Source organism: bacterium (genome assembly GCA_021372615.1).
Classification (GTDB): Bacteria; Armatimonadota; Zipacnadia; order Zipacnadales; family UBA11051; genus JAJFUB01.
Genome location: JAJFUB010000002.1, coordinates 1 through 9,007 on the forward strand (window position 1 = coordinate 1; position 9,007 = coordinate 9,007).

At 68.6% G+C, this 9,007-nt stretch carries 11 protein-coding genes; 3 read left to right on the forward strand and 8 right to left on the reverse strand.

What is annotated here, in order from left to right; all coding sequences use genetic code 11:
- Both LLH23_00060 and LLH23_00065 read left to right on the forward strand, forming a co-directional pair.
- Window positions 1-240 (forward strand): hypothetical protein (locus LLH23_00060; GenBank protein ID MCE5236867.1); only part of this gene is annotated, 240 nt, incomplete at its 5' end.
- An 82-nt stretch (window positions 241-322) separates the two neighbouring features.
- A complete protein-coding gene (locus tag LLH23_00065; protein MCE5236868.1) occupies window positions 323-1,747 on the forward strand; it encodes a redoxin domain-containing protein in 1,425 nt (474 codons plus the stop codon).
- A 6-nt stretch (window positions 1,748-1,753) separates the two neighbouring features.
- Here LLH23_00065 and LLH23_00070 read toward each other — a convergent pair whose 3' ends face one another.
- From LLH23_00070 to LLH23_00085, 4 genes are all read right to left on the reverse strand, one after another.
- Window positions 1,754-2,290 carry an epoxyqueuosine reductase QueH gene (locus tag LLH23_00070; GenBank protein MCE5236869.1) on the reverse strand — a complete coding sequence of 179 codons (537 nt, stop codon included), beginning with the start codon at window positions 2,288-2,290 and terminating at the stop codon, window positions 1,754-1,756.
- Between the two features lie 135 nt (window positions 2,291-2,425).
- Window positions 2,426-3,376, reverse strand: a complete 951-nt coding sequence (locus tag LLH23_00075) for a gamma-glutamyl-gamma-aminobutyrate hydrolase family protein (GenBank protein MCE5236870.1) — start codon at window positions 3,374-3,376, stop codon at window positions 2,426-2,428.
- Window positions 3,377-3,427: 51 nt separating this feature from the next.
- Window positions 3,428-3,814, reverse strand: a complete 387-nt coding sequence (locus tag LLH23_00080) for a response regulator (GenBank protein MCE5236871.1) — start codon at window positions 3,812-3,814, stop codon at window positions 3,428-3,430.
- 16 nt (window positions 3,815-3,830) lie between these two features.
- A complete protein-coding gene (locus LLH23_00085; protein ID MCE5236872.1) occupies window positions 3,831-4,784 on the reverse strand; it encodes a diguanylate cyclase in 954 nt (317 codons plus the stop codon).
- Between the two features lie 72 nt (window positions 4,785-4,856).
- Between LLH23_00085 and LLH23_00090 the strand changes: the two genes are divergently transcribed.
- Window positions 4,857-5,162: an FUN14 domain-containing protein gene (locus tag LLH23_00090; protein MCE5236873.1), complete on the forward strand. Its 306-nt coding sequence runs from the start codon at window positions 4,857-4,859 to the stop codon at window positions 5,160-5,162.
- Between the two features lie 135 nt (window positions 5,163-5,297).
- On the opposite strand, the gene LLH23_00095 is transcribed toward LLH23_00090, so the two are convergent.
- The 4 genes from LLH23_00095 to LLH23_00110 are packed head-to-tail and all read right to left on the reverse strand — an operon-like array spanning window position 5,298 to window position 8,812.
- Window positions 5,298-6,428: a hypothetical protein gene (locus tag LLH23_00095; protein ID MCE5236874.1), complete on the reverse strand. Its 1,131-nt coding sequence runs from the start codon at window positions 6,426-6,428 to the stop codon at window positions 5,298-5,300.
- Window positions 6,429-6,485: 57 nt separating this feature from the next.
- Window positions 6,486-7,043 (reverse strand): hypothetical protein, encoded by a 558-nt coding sequence (locus LLH23_00100; protein ID MCE5236875.1) that lies wholly within the window; start codon window positions 7,041-7,043, stop codon window positions 6,486-6,488.
- Between the two features lie 4 nt (window positions 7,044-7,047).
- Window positions 7,048-7,848 carry a hypothetical protein gene (locus tag LLH23_00105; GenBank protein ID MCE5236876.1) on the reverse strand — a complete coding sequence of 267 codons (801 nt, stop codon included), beginning with the start codon at window positions 7,846-7,848 and terminating at the stop codon, window positions 7,048-7,050.
- Between the two features lie 46 nt (window positions 7,849-7,894).
- Window positions 7,895-8,812 (reverse strand): dihydroorotate dehydrogenase, encoded by a 918-nt coding sequence (locus LLH23_00110; protein MCE5236877.1) that lies wholly within the window; start codon window positions 8,810-8,812, stop codon window positions 7,895-7,897.
- Window positions 8,813-9,007 lie beyond the last annotated feature (195 nt).

Here is a 9,007-nt window from a genome sequence, read left to right on the forward strand (position 1 = left end):
TGGATGAGCGCCGGCTGGCAGTTCAACCTGTACGGTCAGAAGGGCTGGAAGCCCATGACGCCCGACCTGACCGACCTGTACACGTACCTGCAGCAGGCGTTCGTGGACTACGTGGTCGAGGACAAGCAGACCGTGCCGATCGAGATCGAGGTGGAGATGATCGCGGCCCTGGAGGCGGGGAAGGTCAGCCTCCGCGAGGGGCGCGAAGTCACCGTGGCGGAGATGCTCGCAGGGGCCTAGTCGTCCGCACGCACGGTGGCGCAACATTCTCGGGCCGAGGCGGGGATCGCCTCGGCCCGCTCCGCTCCAGGAGATGGATGCCATGAAGACTCTGTCCCGCTTGCTTCGGTCCGCCGCAATGGCGCTCTGTCTGGTCGCCTCACTGGGCTGCGCGCAACAGGCCGTTGACCTCAAGCCCGGCGACAAGGCGCCGGACTTCACGCTCAGGGGGTCGGACGGGCAGGAGTACTCGCTGGCGCAGTTCCTGGGGAAGAAGGCGGTCGCCCTCTGCTGGTTCCCGCGCGCGGGCAGCAGTGGCGCCAAGGCCCAGTGTGCCTCGTTGCAGGCCGCCATGGCCAGTCTGCCAACGGACAAGGTGCAGGTGTTCGGCTGCAGCACCGCGGCCCTCGATGTCACCGTCGCCTTCGGCCAGCAGGGCCAGTACAGCTTCCCGGTGCTGGCCGATGCCGACCGTAGCGTGGCCCAGGCCTACGGCTGCCTGCGGCCGGACGGTCTCTCGCTGCGCTATACGTACCTCATCAACGACCAGGGCCTCATCGTCGCGGTCAACAAGAGCATCACGCCGGTGACACAAGGGGCGGACCTGGCGAGGATGCTCGTCGCTGCGGGGCTGATGGCGGGCGCCACGGCCCCCGCGACCCCGGCGACTGGCGACCAGCAGATCAACATCCCCGTCGGCGCCGTCACCCGCACTTGCTTCGTGCATGTTCCGCCCTCCTATGACGGCGCCAAGCCGATGCCGCTGGTCATCGCCCTGCACGGCGCGCGGGGCAACGGACGGGGCATGGCCGGCGCCACGGGCTTCAGCGCGCTGGCCGATCAGTACGGCTTCATCGCCGCCTATCCCGACGGCATCGCGGGCGACCGCACCTGGAACGCCCTGTTCGGCAAGATCCCCGGCGGGGGGGGCGTTCTGGCCGACGACGTGGACGATGTGGCCTTCCTGCGAGGGCTGATCGAGCAGCTCCACGCCAGCCATCACACCGACCCCGAGCGGGTCTTCGTGTGCGGGCATTCGGCGGGGGCGTACATGGCCTACCGTGCGGCAGTAGAGCTGTCTGACATCATCGCCGCGGCCGGCATCGTCAACGGGTCACTGGGGATCAAGTCACTTGACGGCAAGCCATGCGGGGCGAACATCCCCCAGCCCGTGGCTCCGGTCTCGCTCATCCACATCTGCGGTCGGCAGGACGGCGTGGTGAAGTTCGACGGGGCGCAGACGCCCAAGAACCTGTTCAAGTCGGTGCTCGACTGCGTCGCCTTCTTCGTGGCCGCCGAGGGGTGTGCTACCCCCGGCGTGACGACCGATGACCCGGCTACGCAGGTGAGCCGCACGCTCTACACGGGAGGGAAGAACGGTACCGAGGTGAAGCTGGTCATCGTCCAGCGCTGCAACCACAACTGGCCGACGCCGGCGGTAGGCCTGTCCGCCACTCAGGAGCTATGGGACTTCTTTGCCGCGCACCCGAAGCAGGCTGCCGTTGGCAACGCCGGCGGGGCGCAGTAGGGAGCCTCACTGCCGGCGCATGCTGAACCCACAGCCGCAGTACTTCTGGCGGTAGAGGCCCAGCTCCTTGCTGAGCGCCACACTGCGCTGGAAGCCGCCGTCCTGCTTGAAGTCGGCGGTGAGGAACTGCACGCCCAGTTCACTCGCCAGGCGCTGCCCCACCTCGCTGATGACAACGGCAGACTTGTGGGGGCTGATGCTCAGCGTGGTCGCGACGGCGGGGATGGCCTGCGCACGGGCCGCCTGCATGGCCTGCCGTAGCCGCAACGCATAGCACCGGCGACAGCGCTCGCCCCCCTCGGGCTCCTCCTCCAGGCCCGCCGCCAACTCCGCGAAGTCCTCCTCCCCGCCGGTCTCGACCTGCAGCGCCCGGCCCAGATGACGCGCCAGCGCCTGCGCGGCCGCCAGGCGCCGGTCGAACTCCTCGGCGGGCTGGATGTTGGGGTTGAACCAGTAGAGCGTGAGGTCGTGGTCGGGGGCCAGACGCTCGATGACGGCGGTGCCGCACGGCCCGCAGCAGAGGTGGAGGAGAACACTGGACACGGCGTCACCGCTCCTGCTCAGACTGGCCGGGTCCGGCCAGTGTCATGGAAGAGACATGCCGGAGGGGAAGGGGAGGGGCGGGCCAAGTAACGGGGGCCTCCGCCCGCGCCCTCACCTGCCACTTGCCACTTGCCACTACTCCTGCAGCCGCGCCACGTCCGGGTGCCACGCCAGCTTGGCCAGCAGGTCCAGGTAGTCCTGTTCCGTCAGCTCCTCGGGACGCTTGCCCGACAGCGCCACCAGCACCCCCTCCATCACGTTCGTGCCCGGCGAGCGACCCTCCATCCGGGGCGTCGTCGTCACGAGCGTGGTCAGCCCCAGCGCCTTGAGCTTGGCCACATCCTCTTCGGTGGTGGTGTTGGTGAGGACCATCTTGCCGGCGAGCAGGTCGGTGTTGTCCGGGCCGGGCTGGGGCAGGTTGCTGCCGATGAAGTGGAAGTCGCCGGCGATCACGTCGGCCCACTGGAACCAGCGATTGCCCCGGCTGTGCACCTCGTGCTGGTGCTGGCCGGTCGGGTAGATCAGCTTGAAGGGCAGGCGGCAGATGAGCGGCAGCAGCGTCCGGGCGAGCACGCGGATCGAGCCGAGCTTCCGCACCGGGAGAGGGATCTTGAGGGCGAAGATGACGTCGCCGAAGCAGGTGTCGGCCCCGGTCTCGGTGACGGCCTCGGCCAGACCGAACCGATCCACGGCGGAGACGACGAGCACGCGGGGTTTGCGGCCGGAGCCGTCGGCGGGCCGCAGCAGTCCCTCGCGGTGCAGGTAGCGCACGGTCTCGCGTTCGAGGGTGTTCTTCAGGCCGCTGCCGTCCACGACGGGGGTGGTGTGGGCGTGGGCCGCCAGGCGTGCGGCATCGCGCACGGTCCAGCGGCGCCCTCCGGCGATCAGGTACAGGTCAATGCCGCCCAGGCCGATGGCCGCCGCCTGGCCGTCCAGGTCGGAGATCATCTGCGCCGCACGCTGGAAGTCGCCGTCGGTGCCGAGGCGCTGGATCAGGAAGCGTCGCCCCAGGAACTCGGTCTCGATGGTCTTGTCGCGCCGGGACGAGCCGAGGCTGACGCTGACGATGTGGATCGGCTGATCCATGCAGAACCTCGGATCAGGTGTGGATGCGGGCGACAACGGCCGTGGTGTGGATCAGAGGTCGCCGGTGTCGGCGTCGCTCAGGATACGGCCGATGATCATGAGCAGATCATCGAACTCGAAGGGCTTGGTGTGGTACCAGGTGCAGCCCAGCTCCCAGCCGCGCGCCTTGTCCTGGTCCTGGCTCTTGGCGGTGAGCATGAGCACGGGGATGGTGGCGGTGGCGGGATCGTCCTGGAGCATGAGCAGCACGTCCCACCCCGTCAAGCGCGGCATGGAGACATCGAGGACGATCAAGTCCGGCTTGCTCTCCTTGACCCTCTGGAGAGCCTGCATGCCGTCGTAGGCACCCTCGAACTCGTAGCCGGCGTCCTTGAGAAACACCTCGGCACACTGCACGAGGTCGCGCTCGTCGTCAACGAAGAGGATCTTGTGAGCCATGAGAGGCCTCCCCTGGCTAGCGCTCCGTCCCCCGACCCTGTTGCTGCCGCAACACCCATGCTGCTTCGCCGTCGTGAACGCGGCGCCGGTCGGCTACAAACCGGCCACCCCCGAGGCGCTTGCCATACGCCTTCAGCTCCGCCAGCACAGCCGCCAGTTGGCCACTGTGCTGCAAGTCCTCCGGCTCATTGGTCACACACGCGACCGTCAGCGTGACCAGCGGCACCTGCCGCAGTTCCCCTGTGCGCGTTCGGACGAACACCGCCCCCCGCGCCAGGTCCGCGGCGTCGTAGTACTCGGCGCGGCCCGCCGCGAACAGCTCGACCGCCCGCTGCGCCACGGCCTCCGCTTCGGCAGGGCGGACCAGGGCGAAGAAGTCGTCCCCGCCCAGATGGGCCAGGAAGGCCCCGTCCGCCGCCTGCAATGCCTGCTCGATGACGCACCACGCGTAGCGGAGCAGGTCATCACCCCGGCGGTAGCCGTATCGGTCATTATAGCTCTTGAAAAAGTCAACGTCAAAGGCCAGGAGGGCCATCTGGCCCCGCTGGGGCAGGCGGCGGCTGATCTCCCGCTCCAGTGCGCCAGCCCCCGGCAGGCCCGTCAGTGGGCTGGCCTGCGCGAAGCGGGTGCGCGACCCGCAGATGAGCCAGGCGCGGGCGGCGATCTGGGCGGGATCGGCCGCGTCGGGCAGCAGGTCGTCCAGCCCGGTCTCGGCGGCGCGCACGAGGGCCGGTGCATCCGCCGCGGCACTGACCCCCACAATCGCCGGCGAGGACCGGCGATGGCGGTCGCGCAGCTCGCTCACGCGCGTCTCGGCGTCGGCCGCATGTGGGTCCAGCCACACCAGCACGACTTGCGGCGCCACGTGCAGTTGGCCGGCGTCCAACATGCCCTGGTCCGTGAGGGCGCGCCGCAGCGGCTCCTGTAGCCCCTTGGGGCAATCCACGAGCAACACCGCCGGGGCGCTCATGGCCGCCTCGCGGGTTTGACTCGTCGTTGTGCGCCGACTATCATCAGGCTATCCTCGAACGGAGCGAAGGCCATGGAAGTACTCATCCCGATCATTGGCACTCTGGGAGTCGGAGGGTTCCTTGGGTGGGCCGCCGCCTCCTTCCTCAAGACCACCGGGCGCCTCATCGGCTGCGCCATCGGCCTCGTGTTCATTCTCATGCAGGTCCTGGCCTACTACGGCATCGCCCAGTGGCACTGGGACGCCATCGGCCATGCGGTCGGGGGCGTGGGTCACGCGGCCCAGGCGGGGGGCAAAGTGCTGTGGAAGATCATGACCTACAATCTGCCCTTCACCGGCGGCTTCGGCGCGGGCTTCTGGTGGGGGATGAAGCACTGAGAAGAGGGAAGAAGGAAGAGAGAAGATTGAAGAGGCGGGCGGCACTTGGTGCCGCCCGCGGTACTTCTACCACCAGGTAGCAGCGCGGGGTCTTCCGCCCCTTGAGAGTAGCGCGGGCGGCCTCGCCCGCGCCCCCTACGCCTTCGCGCGCGTCACGGAACCCAGCACACACGCCACACTGGCGCCGTAGCCGGGCAGGGCCTGCTTCTCGGCGTTGATCCACTCGCAGGCCCCGTCCTGGGCGAACTGCGCGATCAGGCCCTCCATCATGCGGCGCGCGAAATCCTCATCCACCGTGGCGATCGTCCGCGCCACCCAGCCGCTGGGCACGGCCCAGTAGCCGCCGTTCTGGTATGTGCCGGCCGGGATGTCGCGGAAGAGGCGCTGCCAGACACCGTCGCCGGGCACGTGGCGGACATAGCCCTTCAGCATGATCTGGTCGCGGTGGCGCAGGAAGTAGTGGGCGATGCGCTCGGTCTGCGTCTTGGAGGCCACGCGCAGCACGGCGGCGTAGGCGCTGCCCCACAGGTCCACCTGCCGGCAGTCCCGCATGGCTGCCCGGTACATCCCCTGGTCGTCGTCCCAGAACTCGAACAGCCGGTGGCCGGCATGTTCGGCGCGCTCATACCAGTCGTGGGCGTCGTCGTGCTGCTCCCAGCGGCGGTAGGTCTCGGCCATGAGCAGGCAGGCTTCCCAGTACAGCAGCGACCCGAACAGCGTCTTGCCGGTCTTGGCGATGGTGTCGGTGAAGCCGTAGTCCACCCACGGGTTGTTGCGGTCAATGGCGACCAGGCCGTCCGGCTGCCGCGGCACGGCCTCCATGGCCGCGTACACGCGGCCCAGGCGCTGTTTGACCGGCTGGTAGCCCTTGCTCAGCTTCGAGTAGGCGCAGATGAGCTTGGCCAGGAAGGGCTGGTTGTCCACCGGGGGCAGGGAGCCGATGGGCTCGTCCACCCCGCCGGGGAAGAAGACGGCCAGGCCGTCGGCCTGCACCCGGTCGGGGATGTACCCGTCCTCGCGCTGGCCGGCCAGCAGGTAGTCTATGCCGGCGAGGATCTCGGCCGGGGGCAGGAGCGGCGCGGCGCCCTCGACCATGTAGCAGAAGTCGCGGGTCCAGCAGGCTGCGTAGTGGCCCGAGCCATCGGGGAAGTAGAGCGGCGTCCCATCATGGGCTTCGTGGCGGCACGCCGCCAGCACCTCGCGCGTCTGCGCGGCAAGGGCGTCATAGGCAGCGGCACTGATGCGGATGGGGGGAAGTACCTTCACCGTCGCCTCCTCCGGGCTAGCTCGGAAGGTGTGCGGGCGTCCAGCCCGCCGGGACCGTCACGTCTCGTCTGTCGCCACACTCTCCGGCAGCACGTACCGCTGTCGCAACGCGGCCTCGTCCATCGAGTACGGCACGCCACGCGTCGAGCCGCTGGCGCCAAGGCACAGCCACGAACCGCGCGGCACGACCACCGGCTGCGGGCTCTCCGGGCTCTGCACCAGACGGTCGGCCGTCAGCTTCATGGCCCAGACGCCGACGCGCCGGCGGTACGGCCGGCAGCCCAGGCCCAGCAGGTGCTGCTGGGCAGCCGAGGGCTGCCAGCCGGGGTCATCATACGCGACATAGGTATCGCGGAAGTGGTCGGGGTGGACGGGCCAGTGGCTGTAGTCGTACAGGGCCGCGCGGGGAGCGTCACCCGCGTCGAAGCAGATCATGAAGCCCGCCTCGGCCACGAGGGTGTCCCAGCCGGTCACGATGGTCAGGGGCGCCTCGGCGGCCGGCAACTCCCGCGCCAGGACGAGCCAGTCCGGCCGGGGCTGCAGGTAGGCGAAGCCCGCCGCCCGCAGCTCGTCTGCGGTCCAGTCCCGCTGCCGCAGCACCTCCGGCTCTGACATCCCCCTACGCTTTCCCCTGGTTCTGGCGGGCCAGGATGTCGCTGACCATCTGCGCGTTCTCTTCGACCATGCCGTCCTTGTCGCCGCGGTGCATGCCGACATTGCACACGTCGCCGGGCTTGATATGGTCGAAGCAGTACTCGAAGGCCATGAGCGGGTCAATGCGCCCGGCGCCCATGATCTTGTAGGCGATGCAGGGCTTCTGTATCCGGGCGATGCACTCGTAGGCGGGCGGCAGGTCGGCGAGCTGGAAGCGGTGGCCGCTGCCGGCGTGCAGGCTGCCGCAGTTGAAGATGCACACGACGTGGAAGTCCACGAGGTCGAGCGAGTTGACCCAGTCGTGCACCAGCGGCGAATGCCCGGCGACGCCGATGGGCAGGCCGATGGACTTGGCGTGCGCCACCCATTCCTCCAGCGTCTTGGCGTCCTGCTCCTTGTAGAACCCGTCCACGTAGCCGCCATGGAAGTACGCGCCGCTGGCGCCAATGGCCTTGGCCTCGTCGAGGGCGGCGAACATGGTGGGGTGGGAGCGCATGGCAAGCTGGCCGATCCACTGCATCGGCCCTTTGGCGGCCAGATACTGCCTGGTCGTCTCGATGACGTGCTCGGTCTCGTTATTGGTGACGAAGGTGTTGATTCCCGCCTTCCAGGCGCGGTCCCAGGTCTCCAGGATGCGCTCGGGCGTGTTCCAGGTCTTCATCTCCACGTCGCGCTCGGGGTTCTGGTGGGAAAAGCCCCCGAAGGGGTTGGCGCCAATGAACAGACGGGTGACAGTCAGGCCGGCGAAGTCAACGGTCGGAAGCATGAAGGCATCTCCTCGTATCACATCAGGCAGTGCGTCTGCCCAGGTGTCAGTGCGCCGCCCCCACCAGGTCCTGCAGCCGCGCCACTCCGTGCCGCTCACAGTACTCCGCCAGGCCCGCCACCACCTGCACCGGCGTCTCGGGCGCCGCAAAATGGGCCGTCCCGACCGCCACGGCATTGGCGCCGGCCAGGATGAACTCCAGGGCGTCGTGCGCGTCCATGATCCCGCCCATGCCAATGATCGGTACGCCCAGCTTCGCGGCATGGACCTGCCAGACCATGCGCACAGCTACGGGCCGGATCGCCGGCCCGGACAGCCCGCCGGTGATGTTCCCCAGCTTGGGCTTGCGCTTCTCGATGTCGATGGCCATGCCGACGAGCGTGTTGATGAGCGACAGCGCGTCCGAGCCCGCCGCGACGGCCGCCGCCGCCAGGGGCGCGATGTCGGTCACGTTCGGCGACAGTTTCGTGATGAGCGGCAGGTCGGTGGCCTGGCGGACCGCCCGCACCAGCGCCGACAGCGAGTCCGGCTCCAGCCCGAAGAGCATCCCGCCCTGCTCGCAGTTGGGGCACGAGGCGTTGATCTCCAGCGCGGCCACCTGGCCGGTGTCCGTCAGGCGCTCCGCCACGGCGGCATAGTCGGCGATGCTGTCGCCGGCGATGTTGACGATGACCGGCACCCGCAGGTGCGACAGGTACGGCAGCTTGTCGGCGATGACCGCCTCGACCCCCGGGTTCTGCAGCCCGATGGCATTGAGCATCCCGGCCGGCGTCTCCGTGACGCGAGGGGGCTTGTTGCCGATCCGGGGGTGCAGCGTCGTAGCCTTGACGACAACGGCGCCCAGGGCCGACACGTCCACGAGCTTGCCGAACTCCAGCCCCCAGCCGAACGTGCCGGAGGCGGTCATGACAGGGTTCTTGAGGGAGAGACCGGCGAGGTTGAGGGAGAGATCCGTTTGCGCCATAGTGATTGGGTATATCAAACACGACTCGGTGCCGCGCGTCAAGGGCCGAGCGCACTGGCTCTTACCCACTTAGTCTTGCCGGAAAGAAAGGAACCGAGGCTTGAGCGCGAATAGGAGATTGTCCAGATCACCCTATCTGCTCAGGAGCCTCGGTCATGAAGCTATTCGCCCACGACGAAGTGCAGGCCTTCGTAC